This is a genomic window from Kiloniellales bacterium, from assembly GCA_030064845.1.
Lineage (GTDB): Bacteria > Pseudomonadota > Alphaproteobacteria > Kiloniellales > JAKSDN01 > JASJEC01.
In genome coordinates, this window is sequence record JASJEC010000009.1 from 1 (window position 1) to 15,889 (window position 15,889).

A 15,889-nucleotide genomic window follows, 5' to 3' on the forward strand; every position below is an offset into this window, starting at 1 on the left:
GGTCGCCGTGGTCTACCGCGCCACCTGGCCGGACCAGCAGGTGATCCGCGGCACGCTGGCGAACATCCGAGCCGAGGTTCGCGCCGCCAAGATCACCCGGACGGCGCTGATCCTGGTCGGCCGCGTGCTCGCGCAGGACGCTTTCGAGGACAGCCGTCTCTACGCCGCCGACCACGTTCATCTGCTGCGCCCGCACCGGCGGGCGTCACGCTAGATCGGACCATGTTTAGACGGAAGCAGGTTCTGCTTCCGTCTAAACATTTCATTGAGTTAGAGCAGATTCACCGGGTTTGATGGATCGCCTGAAGCGATACAGTCAAACCCGGATCTGCTCTAGCCGCGCCGCGATCCATTCGGCGGCGGCTTCGACGCTGGCCACGCTGTCCCCCGGGGGCGCGGGCGGCCGCGCGATCATGACGACGGGCAGGCCGAGGCGCCGGGCCGCCAGGATCTTGCCGTAGGTCGCGCCGCCGCCGCTGTTCTTGCTGACCAGCGCGTCGATGCGGTGCTGTTGAAGCAGGGCCACCTCCTCGTCCGCGTCGAAGGGGCCGCGCGCCAGAACAATCTCGTGCCGGGCCAGGGGCAGCGGCGTGGACGGCGGATCGATCAGGCGCACCAGGAACCAGTGGTCGCGGCACGGCGCGAAGGCCTCGATGCCCTGGCGGCCGGACGACAGGAAGACGCGTTCGCCGAGTGCCTCCAGGGCGCGCGCCGCGGCGGCCGTGTCCGGCACCGTGATCCAGCGGTCGCCGTCCTCGGCCTGCCAGGGCGCGCGCAGGAGCTTCAGGCGGGGAACCCCGGCGGCTGCTGAGGCCGCGGCGGCGTGGCCGGCCATGGTCGCGGCGAAGGGGTGGGTGGCGTCGACCAGCAGGTCGGTTGCCTGTTCCCGCAGGAATGCGGTCAGCCCCTCGGCGCCGCCGAAACCTCCCGAGACCACTTGCCCCGGCGGCCGTTTCGGCTCGCGCGTGCGGCCGGCCAGCGAGGTTGTGACGCAGAGTCGCTCCTGTCGCGCCGCCCAGTCGGCCAGGGCCCAGCCCTCCTCCGTGCCACCGAGGATGAGCAGGCGCTTTCGGTCAGCCACGGGAGCGTCCGACCAGGCCGCCCTGGCGGTCAAAGATCAGCACCTCGACCTCGGTCTCGCCGGCCAGGAGGCCCAGCGCGGTCTCGCGGGCCCGCTCCGCCAGGACGTCGGCCAGCGCCACCGCGCCGCGGGTCAAGGTCAGGACCTCGTTGGCCGTGTTGGCCCGGCGGCAGGCGTCGACCAGCTCCGCGTCCGCGTCCAGTTCGGCAAGGCGTTCGGCGAGCCAGTCCAGGTTGACCTGGCTGCGGCCCGAGTGGAGGTCGAGGTGGCCCTGGGCGAGCTTGGAGATCTTGCCGAAGCCGCCGCCGATGGTGAGTTTCGGCAAGGGGTGCCGGCGCAGGTACTTGAGCAGGCCGCCGGCGAAGTCGCCCATGTCGAGCATGGCGTGGTCCGGCAGGTCGTAGAGCGCCTGCACCGCGCACTCCGAGGTCGAGCCGGTGCAGCCGGCGACGTGGGCCAGGCCGGCGGCGCGCGCCACGTCTATGCCCCGGTGGATCGAGTGGATCCAGGCTGCGCAGGAATAGGGCACCACGATGCCGGTGGTGCCCAGGATGGAAAGACCGCCGACGATGCCGAGGCGGGGGTTCCAGGTCCGCGCCGCCAAGGCCGCGCCGCCTGGGACCGAGACCTCGATCTCGAGGTCGCCGGGCTCTCCGCCCGCCGCCTCGCGCAGCGCGGCCTCGATCATCCGGCGCGGCGCGGGGTTGATCGCCGGTTCCCCCACCGCCAGGGGCAGCCCGGCCTTGGTCACCGTGCCGACCCCTTCGCCCGCCTTGAACGCAAGACCCGAACCTGGCGCACCGCGGCGCAGCGTGACGACGACCTCGGCCAGATGGGTCACGTCGGGATCGTCGCCGGCGTCCTTGACGATGCCGGCCTGCGCGAAGTCCGGGCCCAGCGCTTCGCGGGCTAGGGCGAAGGCCGGCCGCTCGCCGCCCGGCAGGGTGATGGTCACGGGGTCGGGAAACGCGCCGGTCGAGAGCGCGCCGTAGGCGGCCTTCGCGGCGGCGGTGGCGCAGGCGCCGGTGGTCCAGCCGCGCCTGAGAGGTCCTTCCGCTTTCCGATCCATGTCGCCATTCTATAAATCGGTGGCCGGTGCTGACTAGATCGGGTCATGTTTAGACGGAAGCAGGTCCTGCTTCCGTCTAAACATGTGAATCCGATCTACATCATTGAGTTAGAGCAGATTCACCGGATTTGATGAATCGCCCATAGCGATTCATCAAATCCGGATCTGCTCTAGGCACGGCGCTTCGGCGAATCTAGGATTGCGCCATGGAAAGCCTGCCCTTCACTCTTCCCTCGCTCGAGCCCGGATGGGTCTGGCTGGCCGGGGCCGGCCCGGGCGATCCCGGCCTGCTCACCCTGACCACGCTCGAGGGGCTGCGCGGCGCCGACGTCGTGGTCTACGACGCCCTGGTGAACGAGAGCATCCTGTCGCTCGCCCGCCCGGGTGCGGTCCTGGAGTACGCCGGCAAGCGCGGCGGCCGGCCTTCGCCGAAGCAGGCCGACATCTCCTGCCGGCTGGTCGCCTACGCGCGCGAGGGAAAGCGGGTGCTGCGCCTCAAGGGCGGCGACCCCTTCGTGTTCGGGCGCGGCGGCGAGGAGGCGTTGGCCCTTGTTTCCGCCGGCGTTCCCTTCCGGATTGTACCGGGCGTCTCCGCCGGAATCGGCGGCCTGGCCTATGCCGGCATTCCGGTAACTCACCGGAGCACCAATTCGGCCGTCACCTTCCTGACCGGCCACAATGTGGCGGGCGAGGTGCCGGACCAGCTGGACTGGCCCGCCCTGGCGCGGGGATCGCCGGTCATCGTGATCTACATGGGCCTGAAGCATTTGGCGCGGATCGCCGGACTACTGATGGCCGGCGGGCGCGCGCCCGACGAGCCGGTCGCCGTGGTCAGCAACGCCAGCCTGCCGGCGCAGAGCGTGCTCGAGACCACGCTCGGGTCGTGCGACGCGGACGCCCGGGCGGCCGGCGTCACGCCGCCCACGCTGGTCGTCGTCGGCCAGGTCGTGCGCCTGCGCGACGGACTCGATTGGCTCGGCGCACTGGCCGGGCGCTGCTTGGATCCGGATCCCTTGGACCAAGAACGGAACCGCGAGGTGGGCTGAGCCCCATGGCCGGCGGACTCCTCTTCGCGGCGCCGGCTTCGGGCAGCGGCAAGACGGTCTGCACGTTGGCGCTGCTGCGGCACTTCCGCAACGCCGGCGTGGCGGTGGCATCGGTCAAGGCCGGTCCCGACTACATCGACCCGGCCTTTCACAGCCGCGCGAGCGGGCGCCCCTGCACCAACCTCGACACCTGGGCGATGCGTCCCGGCACCCTCGCGGCGCTCGCGGAGAACGCCGGCCGCGGCGCCGAGCTGATCCTCGGCGAAGGGGTGATGGGCCTGTTCGACGGGGCGCCCGACGGCCGCGGCTCGACCGGCGACCTGGCGCGGGTGACCGGCTGGCCGGTGGTTCTGGTGGTCGATGCCCGGGGCATGGCCGCGACGGCGGCCGCGGTGGTGCGGGGCCTGGCGAGCCACCAGCCGGAAATCGAGATCGGCGGCGTCATCTTCAACCGAATCGGCGGTGCGCGGCACGAGCGCCTGTTGCGCGAGGCCATGGCGCCGCTCGGCATCCCGGTGCTGGGCGCCTTGCCGCGGACACCCGCGCTGGCCTTGCCCGAACGGCACCTCGGACTGGTCCAGGCGGCCGAGCACAACGACCTGGAGGGCTTCCTGGACGAGGCGGCGGCCGTGGTCGCGTCTCACGTCGACCTCGAACGCTTGCGGCGACTGGCCCGGCCGGCCCGGCTGCCGGCGCCGCCGGACGAGCCGCCGCTGCCGCCGCTGGGCCGTCGGATCGCCGTCGCCCGGGACCAAGCCTTCGCCTTCTGCTACCCCTTCGTGATCGACGCCTGGCGGCGGTGCGGCGCCGAGATCACCTTCTTCTCGCCCCTGGCCGACGAGGCGCCACCGGAGCAGGCCGATGCCGTCTACCTACCCGGCGGCTATCCCGAACTGCACGCCGCGCAGCTGGAATCCAATCGGCGTTTCAAGAACGGCCTGCGGCAGGCGGCAGCCCGTGGCGCCTTCGTCTACGGCGAGTGCGGCGGCTTCATGGTGCTCGGGCGCCGGCTGATCGACCCCCAGCGCCACCCCCGAGAGATGGCCGGACTGCTGCCGCTGGAGACCTCGTTCGCACAGCCGCGGCTCAGCCTCGGCTACCGCCAGCTCAGCACCGCCGGGGCCACGCCGCTCGGCCCGAGTGGTACGTCCTTGCGCGGGCACGAGTTCCACTATTCAACCATGGACAACCCGACGTCGAGCGGCGCCTTCGGCGCCGAGCCCCTATTCCACCTTCGCGACGCCTCCGGGCAATGCCTGGGATCAGCCGGACTGCTTCGCGCCAACGTAGCCGGCTCCTACGTGCATCTCGTCGACCGCTCAACGGGTGTCTAGGGCAGATCATGTTTTGACGGAAACGCTTCGCGGTTCCGGCAAAGATAAGTGAATCCGCTCGATATCGACATTCTTTGAGCAGACCCAAGTGTGACGGATCGCCTCTGGCGATTCTGTCACCACTTGGATCTGTTCTAGAGCCGTGGGACCGCGGCGCGAAGAAGAACGTCGCCTCGAAGTTGTCCTGCAGAACGTCATAGCCTGGCATGTGAGGGATGCACTATGACGATTGTTGGTTGAATCTAATCGTGCGACCAAGCCTATTATGCGAGTTACATTTTGCAACTATAGGTTTCGATTACTCACAATATATGCACTGGCGAAATACCAAATGAATGATAAACTTTAGATAACAAGGGGAATGCGGGCAAGGTAGGTGCAATCATGGGTGAGGCACAGGTACGCCGAACGGTCGATGCTGGGGCTCTGACCGAGAATGGCGTCGCGCGGCCCCTGTCGGCGGTTTCGGTGCCGCCAGTGGCGGACGCTCCCGCGGGGGACGGTGAGTTCGTCGACTTTCTGGACGCCTGCCGGGAACTGCGGGAGTTCGTCGTCGACTACGACGCGTCCCGCAAGATCCTCTGGACCTACTTCAGCCCGGAGGCCCGGCCTAGCATCACTTGCGGCCTGGCCGCGGAGGGCCGCTGGATACAGGAGCGCGTCACACGGCATTTCGCGCGCTTGCCTGCGGGGCGCTCAGCGGCCGTGCGCTACATGGTCTGCGGTTCAACGATTCCCGGTGTTTACTCCATGGGCGGCGATCTGCGCCTGTTCGAGGAATTGGTCGGCAGCCGGGACAGGGCGGCTCTGGTCGACTACGCGATCGCGTGCATTGACCTGGTCTACGCCAACTACATCAATCTCGATCTGCCGCTGATCACGATCTCGATGGTCCAGGGCGACGCCCTCGGCGGCGGATTCGAGGCGGCCTTGTCCGGTAATCTCATCATCGCCGAAAGAGGCACAAAGTTCGGGCTCCCCGAATGCTTGTTCAACATGTTCCCCGGTATGGGCGCCTACAGCCTGATCTCCCGGCGGCTCGGCCCGATCGAGGCGGAAAGGATGATTCTAAGCGGCCGCATCTACAGCGCCGAGGAGCTCTTCGAACTGGGACTCGTGGATCATCTGGCCGAGGCCGGCGAGGCTCCCGAGGCGGTGCGGGCCTTCGTCGACGGTCACGACCGCCAGCACCGGATGCGCCGCTCGATCTACCAGGCGCGCCGACGCGTCAATCCCGTGACCTACGATGAGCTGAGAGACATCGCCATGGTCTGGGTCGACACGGTCCTGGAGATGTCACCCGCGGATCTGAGGAAGATGGCCCGCATGGCGGCGGCCCAAGACCGCCGGCGCGCCCCTGCGTCCCGCCAGGCGGAAAAAGCCACTCGATAAGACTCAGCGGTTCAGGAAGGAACTTCCTCGTCCTGTCGGTCGCGCACGAACTGCAGGAGCGCATCCCGGCAGATGTCGAACTCCGCGCGGACCCTCTGCGCATGGCCAGGGCCGTCGCGCTCGATGGCATCGGCCGTGAGATCGCGGTAGCTGAGCAGGAGCTCATAGAGCTTCGTCGCGCCGATGTTGATCGCGCTGCCGCGCAAGCCGTGTACCTGGTCCCGAAAGGCTTGCACGTCGCCCTGCTCGGCCGCCACGGTGATCTGCCGCACCAGATCCTCGCCGTCCTCGAGAAAGTCGTCGATCAGGCTGGTGACGAAGTGCGGGCTCGTGCCGATCGAAAGCAGCTTGGCCAGGGTCTTGTGGTCGATCGGCCGCTGCCGGGCCTGGGCGAAGCGGGGATGGGTCAGCACGTTGGAGTCCGCTTGCTCGGCCGTCTCGCCGGGCGACGTCTGAGCGCGCTTCGCCCGGTCCGGTGCGAAGCGCTCGATCGTCTCGAGCAGGTGGGAGACTTCCACCGGCTTGGTCAGGCAGGCATCCATCCCCGCCTCTTCGGCCTCGCGCTGGGCGGCCGCCGTGGCGTCCGCGGTGAGCGCGAGGATCGGCAGGTGGGGCCGGTCGAGATTCGAGAAGCGGTAGAGTTTGGTCGCTTCCACCCCGCCCATGACCGGCATGTGCATATCCATGATGACCAGGTCGAAGGCCGTGGCCGCGAGCGCGTCCAGGGCCTGCTCGCCGTTCTTGACCAGCGCCGTGCGGTGGCCCGCGCGCTCGAGAATCTTGGCGATGACCCGCCGATTGATCTTGTTGTCGTCGGCTACCAGGATATCGAGCGGGCGTGTAGCCACGGCGAGCGCGTCGCTGTCCGTGGCCGGCGCCGGCTGCCGGTCCGTCAGGGCGAAGCGCAGCGTGTCGAGCAGTGCCCCGGGGTCTTGGAGATCCGCCTGCCAGGATAGGAAGGCCGTCTCGAGCAGGGCCCGGTCCGGCGGCGGCTCGACCGGGCCGATCAGGATCGCCGGGAGAGCGAAGCCGGCGTCCTCGACTTCGGATACGACCTCCGCCGGCGCCGCGTCCAGACCGTCCGGGGCGATCAGCAGAACCTGCCGCAGGGATCCCTGCCCGTGCCGCTGCGCGAGCCATCCCAGCAGCGTTTGGACGCTATCGACGTGCTCGACCTCCAGGCCGGCCCCGTTCAGCGCCCGATCCAGGTCCGCCGGCAGCGGGTCCCGGCCCAGCAGGATCAGCTGCCCGTCCTCCGGCGGTGCGAGGCGCGGGGCGGTCTCGGGCTCGGACAGCGGCAGTTGGAACCAGAAGCGGCTGCCGCGGCCGGACTCGGACTCGACGTCGATCCGGCCGCCCATCATCTCGACCAGCTGGCGGCAGATTGCCAGGCCCAATCCGGTTCCGCCGAAACGCCGAGTGATTGTGTCGTCCGCTTGGCTGAAGCTGTCGAAGATCTTTTCCCGGGCGTCGGCGGCGATGCCGATGCCGCTGTCCCGGACCTCGAAGCGCAGGCCGTCGCGCTCCGGCCCGCGGACCGGGCGGACGACGAGACCGACGCCGCCCTGCTCGGTGAACTTGATCGCGTTTGAGACCAGGTTCACCAGGATCTGGTGAAGGTACTGCTCGTCGGCGTCGATCGCAGCCGGCACGCCGGTCTCGAGGTGGATCGAGAAGCGCAGGTTCTTGGCCGAAGCCTGGGGGCGCATCAGCGTGCCCAGGTTGGCGAGCATCGCATGGAGATCGAAGGTCGCGTACTTGGCCGAGACCTTCGCGGACTCGATGCGCGAGAAGTCGAGGATCTGGTTGATCAGCGAAAGCAGCGAGCGGCCGGCCGCCTGGACCGAGGTGACCATTTCCCGCTGGTCGGGGTCCAGGTCGCTCTTGACCATGAGCCCGCTCATGCCGATGATCGCGTTGAGCGGAGTCCGCAGCTCGTGGCTCATGTTGGCGAGGAACCGGCTCTTGGCGCGGCTGGCCTCCTCGGCCTGGGCCTTGGCATTGGTCAGCTTGGTCAGCAGCATCGAGGCATAGGCTGGCAGGATGACCAGGGCGATCAGTAGGCCGGCCGCCAGGTTGCCGTGCTGCGACCAGTAGGGCGTCGTCGCGACGACGATCGCGAAGCTGATGACGCTGCCGGTCGCCGCCCCGACCAGATGGGCGCGGCCATAGCGAAACCCCATGCCGAAGGTGATCCAGAGATAGACCGGATACCAGAATGCGGTCAGCGCACCGCCGACATGCATGCAGGCCGTCATGGCGCCGAGATCGGTCATGAGCCCGCAGATGCGCCGCGCGCTCGAGGGGGCGGGGCGGATCACGATGTGGGCGAGGATCGCCAGGCCGACGAGGAAATAGGCGATCGCCAGCACGGTAAGATAGAACACCGCGAGGTCGTAGGGGGAGTCGCCGTCGCTGCTCAGGCGCAGGAACAGGCAATAGGGCAGCGCGAAAACGCCGAAACCGACCCTGACCAGCGCCTGTTCATGTTCGCTGTCGGACCGGTTGCGCAGCCGCTTGATCACGTTGTCGAGGGCCAGTCGAAATCTGGACGTTCTTGCTTCTATCTCTCTTTCTCCGAGTAATCAGGGCCAGGAAGGCGGTGGCGTTACGCCCGCTTGGCGATTTTTGTAAGGCGCTCTCTTGGAAAATGAAGGGTAACGGTGGTGCCCACGGCCTTCTGGCTCTCGATCTCGCAGCTGCCGCCGTGGAGCTCCATCAGGCTGGTGACGATCGACAGCCCGAGGCCCGCGCCGGCGTGGCTGCGGGCGAGCGAGCCCTCCACCTGGCCGAAACGGGAGACCGCCAAGGGAATCTCCTCCGCCGACATGCCGATGCCGGTGTCGGCAACGGATACGCGGACCCCGTCCGCCGGTTGCGCCGCGACCTCGATGCGGCCCCCGGCCGGTGTGAATTTGATGGCGTTGCTCAAGAGGTTCAGCAGCATTTGCTTGAACTTGATTCTATCGGCTACAAGCAGGGGTAATCCCTTCGGCAGCTTGCAGACGATCTCCAAATCCGCTTCCGCCGCGCGCGGCCTGGTGATCCGCACGACGTCGTCAATCGCCTCGTAGAGATCTATCTCCTCGTCACGGATGGTAATTCTACCAGATTCAATCCGGGAGAGGTCGAGAATCTCGTTGATGATGCCGAGCAGGTGTACGGCGCTGTTGTTGATATCCTTGGAGTATTCGATGTAGGTCTCGTTGCCCATCGGGCCCCGCGACTGCTCGGCCATGATCTGGGAGAATCCGATGATGGCGTTCAGCGGCGTCCGCAGCTCGTGGCTCATATTGGCCAGGAATTCGGTCTTCGCGCGGTTGGCGATGTCGGCCTCGCGCACGGCCTCCAGAAGCTTGCGTTCGGCCTGCTTCCGGGCGGTGATATCGAGCGCGGCCGTCACCACCATCGTCGTCTTGCCGCTGCCGTCGGCGATCGGACACTTGGTGGTCAGCAAGACCTTATCCAGGCCCTCGGCATCGATCATCGTATCCTCGAAGAGCGGCAGGACCTCGCCGGAATTCAGAACCCTGAGGTCGAAGGCTTGGCTCTTGGCGCCGGTGATCTTGCCGAAGACCTCGATCACGGTCCGGCCGATCGCCGATTCCGGATTGGTGCCGGCCAGCGCCGCCGCGTAGTCGTTCATGAAGAGGAAGCGCTGATCGACATCGCAGGCATAGATCATCGCGGGCACTGCATCGATCACCGCCCGCAGCCGCTCGCGGCTCTCGTGCAGCACCGATTCGAGCGTCCGATGATCCTGGGCCAGCTTCTGCTCGAGCGAATAGGCCCGGTTCTTGATGATCTGCTGCTGCATGCGCAGCGCCAGCAAATTGCGGGAGCGGGCGCGGAACTCGTGGTGATCGACCGGTGACAGGAGGAAGTCCGTCGCGCCGGCTTCGAGCGCCTTGTAGCGGAACTCCTTGTCCTCGTAGATCGTGATCACCATCACCGGCACGTCGAAGCAGAACGGCAGGTGGCGGAAGCGGCGGACGAACTCGGCGCCGTCAACATTCGGCATCTTGTAGTCGGTGATTACGAGGTCCGGCGTGTTCTCCTCGATCCAGGACAGCGCGGCCAGGGGGTCGTCGAAGGATTCGACCTGCACTTCGGGCTCGATCGTGGTGGCGAGCTCGGAGAGGATCCGGCGGTTGGTGATCCGGTCGTCGATGATGACAACAATGGGCATGACGACGCTCGATGCCTGTCCTGTGCGGGAAGCGCGGCCCTCGCCGTACGCCCGCGGCGGACTTTGCGGGGAATCGTTAACGGCGATCCTGGTATCAAAGAATGAATTTCCCGGTAACTTCAATAGCTATCGGCATCAGCGGCCGGAGCGACGGCCCATTGGCGCAAGACATGGGGCAAAAGAAAAGCCCCGCCGCGTTGTCCGGGGAAGGGACTGCGGCAGGGCAGGGGCAAGCAGCGAAGTGATCGACAGAATGACCGAAATCGCGGGCCTCGTGGCGTGTCATTGTTGTGGCATGACCGTGGGGCAGCCCTGGCAGTTGTTCCCGCGTCAGGCGTGTCAGAGTCAATCACGAGCGCCGTCGAGAGCTCCGTAGTTCAAGAAAAAAGGGCTTTAGAACAGTTAATTGTCCGATCGGATAGGCAGCCCTGGCAGCTTGCCGGGTGAAGGGCCAGCTCGGCAATATTCAACTTCCGATAGGCGGCCGCCGTGGCAATTCCGGGCCTCCTGTGGAGCGCTATGGGAAAGAAAAGATTAATAAGACCCAGCTAGACTGGTCGTCGAGGCGCGACGGCGCATAGCGGGGTCCCGGTTCCGGGGCGTCGCGCGAGGGAACGAAATGGGGACCGGGTCGGGTCGAAAAAATTCGCCCACAGATGTCCGAGGCGGGCATGGCCCAGTCGAGCCGCTACCAATCGAAACACCCGGACCAGAACGGCCGGATCGACTACACGCGCGAAGAAGACGGGATCTGGCGCGACCTCTGCGAGCGCCAGACCGCCCTGCTGCCGGGGCGGGTCTGTCCGGAGTTCCTGACTGGTCTCGAGCTGCTGGATCTGCCCCGCGACCGTGTGCCCCAGCTCTCGGAGGTCGACCGCCGTCTGGCCGAAACGTCCGGATTCGGCGTTGCGCCTGTGCCGGCGTTGATCTCGCCCCGCCGCTTCTTCGAACTGCTCGCCAACCGCAAGTTTCCGGCGGCCACCTTCATTCGCCGCCGGGAGGACTTTGATTACCTGCAGGAGCCCGACGTCTTCCACGAGATTTTCGGGCACTGCCCGATGCTGACCAACCGAACCTACGCCGATTTTCTCGAGCGCTACGGCCGACTCGCCCTGTCGATCGACTCCAAGTACCTCTGGATGCTTCAGCGGCTGTTCTGGTTCACCGTGGAGTTCGGCCTCATAGAGACCCCTCGAGGCCCGCGCATCTACGGCGCGGGAATCGCCTCGTCGGCCGGCGAGACTCCCTACGCGCTCGCGAGCCCCGAGGCCGAGCGACGGCCGTTCGACGCGCTGACGGTCTTCCGTACGCCCTATCGAATCGACATCTTTCAGACGGTCTATTACGTGATCGACGACCTGCGGACCCTGTTCGATCTCGCCACCGAGGAGCTCGTGCCCGTCATGGACCGCGCCCTCGCCTTGGGGCCCTTGGCGCCGACTTTTCCGCTGAAATCGGAACAGGCGGCGGCGGCGACCTGACCAGGCCAGGTTCTACCCAAGCAAGAAACCACAGAATCAAAGATCAGTAGAAGACTTTTTGAAAGTTCTGTCGGGAAGAGAATTTATTCAGCAAGTATTGCTGTGTAGAAAATTTACATAATCTGAGCCTGGATCTGATATTAACCAAAAATATAGAAACTTATCATCGATAAATTGAGAATAAGCAGAATATCTATTTGAGATGTGAGAGTTTTTTGGTCGGTTCTTCGGCGCCGTAGTGAATGGTTAACTATACGAATAAGGTTTTCCTTAACGGCCCTCTCGTAGCCTGCCTAAGCCAAACCAGAGTGTAACGCTCTGGGCGGCAAACCTTTGGGCAAAGCTGTTCTCTTTCGAACAGTCGCAGGCAGCTTCGGGAGTGTCTCAATGGCTCTAGGCAGCGCACGGGGGGAAAGCGAATCGCTTCACCCTGAGAGAGATGAGTCGGCCGGCGGCGCGCGGCCGGATCAGATCGAGAGCCAGGAAGCGCAGCCGGCCGAGGCGGAGCTCGAGAACGCCAGCGGCTTCTCGATCCTGAGCCAGCCGCCCGCGGGCAGCGTCACCAACAACGGCGACGGCACCTTCAGCTTCAATCCCGGCACCGATTTCGCGGACCTGGGCATCGGCGCCTCGCGGACGGTCAACTTCACCTTCCTGCTGGCAGGCAGCGAAGTCGTCAGCGCGACGGTCACCGTGACGGGGACCAGCGACGGCCCGATCGCAACCGACGTCGTCTATAACAGCCTCGGTGCGCCGGAATCCGAGGCGCCTGCCGGCGATGCGGCGCCGCAAGCCGATCCCATCGCCCCCTCGGAGGAGCCGCTCCTGGGTTCGGCGGACCCCCGCGAAGTGGACGATCTCGGCGACCTGGCGTTCTCCGCCGATCCGGCGCCGGAGGACTCCGCCGCCCCCGAAACCGAGCGCAAGCCTCTTTCGGAGCTGTCGGTCAGCGAGCTGCTGAGCCCGGAACCGGAGTCACCAGAACCGGCAGTGCCGGAGGCCACAGCCCCGGAGACCCAATCCCCAGAGACCCAATCCCCGGAGACTCACGCCCCCGACAGCCCTGGCCCATCGCCGGAGCCGGCCTTCGCGGACGCGGGTTCCCCGGACCAGACGGAACCGGCTGCCGAGACCTCGCTTTGGGGCGATTCCGCCACGGCGGACGAGGGCGCGCCAGAGCCCGCCGATCCCTTCGCGTCGACCGCGGAGCCCAGCGCCGAACAGGCGCCAGTCGCACCGACCGAGCCAGACCCGCTTGCCGAGGCGGCCCCCATTGAGGCGTCGTCAGAGGCAGCCGAGCCGGCTTCCGTCGACCAGACGCCGGCCTCGCCGCCGGACGGCTTCGATCCCTGGGCCGACTGGGACAAACCGGCCGAACCGGATCCGCACGGCGGGTCAGCGCCCGATCCGCTCGGCGGGCCCGACCTGCTCGGGGCCCAGGCCGACGCACCGCAACAAGAGACGGACCCGGCACCGGCCGGCGACGCCTGGGCGCCCGCGGCCCCGGAAGCTTCCGAGACCCCCGCGGAAGAGCCCGGCCCGGCGGACGACACGCTCTTCGGCGACTCCTTCGCCCCCGATGCCGGCGCGGCGCAGGAGAGTTCCGAGGCCTCCGGGGGTCTCTTCGGCTCCCCGGCGGAGCCCGTCGCCGATCCCCCCGCGGAAGCTCCCGAGGCCGAGGACCAGCCGGCCGAGGCCGCGGATTCCTTCTTCGACGCGTTTCCCGCCGAGCCCGCCGCGCCGCAGCCGGAGTCCCAGGCGCCGGCGGCGGAGAGCGGCGAAGAGACTGACGGCGACGGCGACCTCTGGGGCGACGTCTCCGCCCCCACGGTCTCGGACGACTGGGCCGATCTCGCCGGCGAGCTCGCCGATCCTTCGCCGGACGCGGTGGCGGCGGTGACCGCGCCCGATTCGCAGCAGCCCCTCGACGTCGCCGCGCCGGAAGCGGCGACCCCCCTGGCGGAACCGATTGATCCGGAACCGATTGATCCGGATCCGATCGAGCCGAACCCGGTTGAGCCGGCGCCGGCAGAGACTGCGTCGATCGAGACGACGGATCCCGGCGCGGCCGGCTGCATCGTCAGCCAGCCCTCGGCGGGCCGCGCCATCGACAACGGCGACGGCACCTTCGACTTCGATCCGGGCGACGATTTCGACGACCTGCAGCAGGGAGAGACCCGTCAGGTCACGTTCGACGTCCGGCTTCCGAACGGCGACGACTACCGCGCGACGGTCACCGTGGCCGACGACGGCGCGGGGCCCTTCGCCCGCGACGTGGACTTCGAGCGCCAGGGCGGCGCGGCCCCGGCGGCGGCCCCTGGCGAAGCCCTGGAGGCTCCGCTGACCGAGAGCGCCGCCGCTCCCGCCGCGCCGGCGCCGGAGGCGGCGGAAGACCCCTGGGCCGAGTTCAACAGCGGGTCGGCGCCCGAGGCCGAGCAGCCGCTGGCGGAGACGCCACAGGGCTTCGCCGACATCGGCGAGGACGCCTTGCAACAGGAGATGACCGAGGAGGCCGCGCCGGCTCAAGCGCCGGACCCGCTCGCCGAAGAGAGCGATTTCGGGAGCAGCTTCGGCGGCGATTTCTGGGGTGAAGAGACCGGCCCGGCCGACACCGCAGCGGACCTGCCGCCGCTTTCCGAGGAGCCGGCCCCGGCTCCGGGGGATGACTTTGCGGCAGCCGAGATGCCGGCACCCGAGGCGCCCGCACTCGATGCACCTGTACCCGAGGCGCCTGGGGCCGCCGCGCCCGCGCCCGCGGCGCCCAATCTCGACGCCCTGCCCCGGCTGATTCCCGATTCTCCGCCGAGCCAAGCCGCGCCCGCCGCCGAAGCGGCGCCACTGGGCTCGCCGGACGGGCGCCCGGATACCCTTCAGCTGAGCGGGGTGACCGCCGGACCGGGGGCGGGCGGCTGGGACATCCAGCTTACGACCGGAGAGATCCTGGAGGATCGGCCCGGCTGCGTCGTCCTGACGCCGGGCTCGGCCGGGTCCCTGCGGCTCGACGGCAGCAACGTCCAGGTCTCGTTCAACGGCATCGAACGAATCGTCTGGTAATCCGCGCGGGCTTCAGCGCAATCGCCAGGCTGAGAGGGCCGGCGGGCCGAGCACGACGGCCAGCGCCGAGCAGACCAAGCCCAGAGCCACGACCTCGCCCAGGCCGATCGGCTCGCCGAGCAGCAAGGCGCTGGAGAACACGCCGACCACCGGGATCATCAGGGTGCCGATCGCGGCCAGCGCCGCCGGGAACAGCCTTACCAGGCGGAAATAGGCCCACTGACAGAACAATATCGGCAGGGCGAGCACGTAGAGCGTGGCCCATATCGCCTCTTCGCTGAGCCCCTCGACGCGCGGTACGCCCTCGATGATCAGCATGCCGAGGATGATCGGCACCGCGCCGATCGACATCTGCCAGCCGACCAGGGTGCCGCTGGAAATAGTCCAGTCGGTCTTCTTGATCACGATGGTGCCCAGCGCCCAGGATATCGCCGCGCCGAACATGAAGAGCGTGCCCAGCGGGGCCGCGCCCAGAACCGCGATGTCCTCGCCCATGAGCACGGCAAGGCCGGCGGTGCCCAGGGCGAGGCCGGCCCACTTCCCCGCCGTCATGCGTTCGCCCAGGAAGAAGGCGCCGAACAGGCTGGTCCAGATCGGCATGGTGAAGGCGATGATGGCGGCCCGCCCGGCGGGAATCAGGCTGATGCCGTAGCCGGAGAAGAGGTGCCAGCCGATCACGTTGAAAAGGCAGGATAGCATCAGCGGCTTCAGGTCGGACGGGGGGATTCGCAAGGAGCGTCCGCCGAGCTTCGCCAGGCCGAGCAGCCCGACGCCGCCGACCACGAGGCAGAGGCTGCGGAAGGTCCAGACCGGGATCTCGCCGAAAGCGACCTTCATGGCCGGCCAGTTGACGCCCCAGAACAGCGTGATGCCCGCGATCAGGAGGAAGCCTTCCGGCGGCAGGCGCTCCGAGCGTCCCCCGCCGCTGACGGGAAGTTCAGCCGCCATCGCCGGCGCCGCCCGGCACGCCGCCTGCGCGCGCCTTGCGGGCCGCGACCCGGGCCAGCGTCTCGGTCTTCTGGTCCGCCGTCATGATCGGCCACTCGCGGATCTCGTCGATCGAGCGGAAGCAGCCGATGCAGCAGTTGGTGGCGTTGTCGATCTGACAGACCGCGATGCACGGCGAGGGGATCGTGGTGTCGAAAGTGCGCCGCACCCTGGGGCGTCGGCGCGCGCGCGAAGACTCGGTCGGCTCGGTCATGGGGGCCTCGATCCCTGGAAGACGCCGCGCAGTCTATCGACC

Annotated in this window: 12 protein-coding genes; 6 read left to right on the forward strand and 6 right to left on the reverse strand. The window is 67.7% G+C overall.

Translation table 11 applies throughout. The features are described 5' to 3' along the window. Positions 1–214 (forward strand): precorrin-4 C(11)-methyltransferase (locus tag QNJ67_05095; protein ID MDJ0608332.1); only part of this gene is annotated, 214 nt, incomplete at its 5' end. Between the two features lie 102 nt (positions 215–316). Here QNJ67_05095 and QNJ67_05100 read toward each other — a convergent pair. Further along, positions 317–1,081, reverse strand: coding sequence for a cobalt-precorrin-6A reductase (locus tag QNJ67_05100; GenBank protein ID MDJ0608333.1), 765 nt, complete (start codon positions 1,079–1,081; stop codon positions 317–319). Beyond that, positions 1,074–2,150: a cobalt-precorrin-5B (C(1))-methyltransferase gene (locus QNJ67_05105; GenBank protein ID MDJ0608334.1), complete on the reverse strand. Its 1,077-nt coding sequence runs from the start codon at positions 2,148–2,150 to the stop codon at positions 1,074–1,076. Before QNJ67_05105 ends, QNJ67_05100 begins: the two co-directional genes overlap by 8 nt. Before the next feature lie 206 nt (positions 2,151–2,356). On the opposite strand from QNJ67_05105, the gene cobA reads away from it, so the two are divergent. From cobA to QNJ67_05120, 3 genes are all read left to right on the forward strand, one after another. Then, a complete protein-coding gene (gene cobA / locus QNJ67_05110) occupies positions 2,357–3,196 on the forward strand; it encodes a uroporphyrinogen-III C-methyltransferase (GenBank protein ID MDJ0608335.1) in 840 nt (279 codons plus the stop codon). A gap of 5 nt (positions 3,197–3,201) precedes the next feature. Continuing rightward, complete coding sequence (locus QNJ67_05115) at positions 3,202–4,530, forward strand: cobyrinate a,c-diamide synthase (GenBank protein MDJ0608336.1); 1,329 nt, start codon at positions 3,202–3,204, stop codon at positions 4,528–4,530. A gap of 384 nt (positions 4,531–4,914) precedes the next feature. Next, complete coding sequence (locus QNJ67_05120) at positions 4,915–5,922, forward strand: crotonase/enoyl-CoA hydratase family protein (protein ID MDJ0608337.1); 1,008 nt, start codon at positions 4,915–4,917, stop codon at positions 5,920–5,922. Positions 5,923–5,933: 11 nt separating this feature from the next. Here the strand turns inward: QNJ67_05120 and QNJ67_05125 are convergent, their stop codons facing one another. After that, positions 5,934–8,447: an ATP-binding protein gene (locus tag QNJ67_05125; protein ID MDJ0608338.1), complete on the reverse strand. Its 2,514-nt coding sequence runs from the start codon at positions 8,445–8,447 to the stop codon at positions 5,934–5,936. Positions 8,448–8,530: 83 nt separating this feature from the next. After that, positions 8,531–10,111 (reverse strand): ATP-binding protein, encoded by a 1,581-nt coding sequence (locus tag QNJ67_05130; protein MDJ0608339.1) that lies wholly within the window; start codon positions 10,109–10,111, stop codon positions 8,531–8,533. 656 nt (positions 10,112–10,767) lie between these two features. On the opposite strand from QNJ67_05130, the gene phhA reads away from it, so the two are divergent. Next, entirely contained in the window at positions 10,768–11,592 is an 825-nt protein-coding gene (gene phhA, locus QNJ67_05135) for a phenylalanine 4-monooxygenase (GenBank protein MDJ0608340.1), read from the forward strand. Positions 11,593–11,979: 387 nt separating this feature from the next. Continuing rightward, positions 11,980–14,646 (forward strand): hypothetical protein, encoded by a 2,667-nt coding sequence (locus QNJ67_05140; GenBank protein ID MDJ0608341.1) that lies wholly within the window; start codon positions 11,980–11,982, stop codon positions 14,644–14,646. A gap of 12 nt (positions 14,647–14,658) precedes the next feature. Here the strand turns inward: QNJ67_05140 and QNJ67_05145 are convergent, their stop codons facing one another. Both QNJ67_05145 and QNJ67_05150 read right to left on the reverse strand, forming a co-directional pair. Then, complete coding sequence (locus QNJ67_05145; GenBank protein ID MDJ0608342.1) at positions 14,659–15,594, reverse strand: DMT family transporter; 936 nt, start codon at positions 15,592–15,594, stop codon at positions 14,659–14,661. Continuing rightward, positions 15,584–15,847, reverse strand: coding sequence for a DUF1289 domain-containing protein (locus QNJ67_05150; protein MDJ0608343.1), 264 nt, complete (start codon positions 15,845–15,847; stop codon positions 15,584–15,586). The genes QNJ67_05145 and QNJ67_05150 overlap by 11 nt, the downstream gene beginning before the upstream one ends. Between the last annotated feature and the right edge of the window lie 42 nt (positions 15,848–15,889).